This window comes from Mesorhizobium tamadayense (assembly GCF_003863365.1).
In the GTDB taxonomy this organism is placed as follows: Bacteria; Pseudomonadota; Alphaproteobacteria; order Rhizobiales; family Rhizobiaceae; genus Mesorhizobium; species Mesorhizobium tamadayense.
Genome location: NZ_RQXT01000187.1, coordinates 1 through 797 on the forward strand (window position 1 = coordinate 1; position 797 = coordinate 797).

The 797-nt window shown below is 58.1% G+C and carries 1 protein-coding gene; it reads left to right on the forward strand.

What is annotated here, in order from left to right; translation table 11 throughout:
* On the forward strand, positions 1-779 hold a 779-nt coding region (locus tag EH240_RS37165; protein ID WP_148101191.1), incomplete at its 5' end, for a sugar kinase.
* Between the last annotated feature and the right edge of the window lie 18 nt (positions 780-797).

The following is a 797-nucleotide window of genomic DNA, read 5'->3' on the forward strand; positions in this document are numbered from 1 at the left end:
CAGGGATGATAACCCGCCTGGGGGAGGACAGCCTGGGCGAGCGTATCCGGTCGCTGTATCTCGACGAAGGCATCGCAACGACGCATGTCATCCGTGATGCTGCCGCGCCAACCGGTATCTATTTCATAGAGTATGGTCCTGATGGTCATAGCTTTTCCTATCGGCGCACCGGCTCGGCTGCCAGCCGCCTGGCAAGCAGTGATCTCGCACCAGGCATGTTCGCGGGCGTGTCATTCCTTCATCTTAGCGGGATATCACAGGCTATTTCCGAGTCTTGCCGAGACGCTTCGTTTACAGCGATGGAGATGGCCAGATCGGCAGGCGCCAAGGTTTCCTTTGATACCAATCTGCGGCGCAGTCTATGGACGCCGGCAGCGGCGTGGGAAGCCTTGTCAGCTTCATTGCCACAAATAGACTTTCTCTTTCCGAGCATGGAGGACGCTCAAGCCCTGCTCGGGCTATCGGATCCGGATGCCATTTGCGACGAATTCCTTCGACACGGCGTCAAAACGGTCCTTTTGACCCTAGGCGACGAAGGCGCAATTGTAGCTGGTGGCGATATGAGAATTCGGATACCCGCCTACCCAGCGCAACTTGTGGATGCGACGGCTGCTGGTGACACTTTTGATGGTGCCTTTCTGGCTGAATTTTTGCGCTGCGGCGATCCAGAGGCGGCCACCCGGTTCGCGTGTGCTGCGGCGTCCCTCGCAGTTGAGAAGACCGGCGCGGTCGATTCCATCCCTTATCTGAGAGAAATCCGCACACGTGTGGCTGCGTAGTCCTGTCGAGCTTGCACC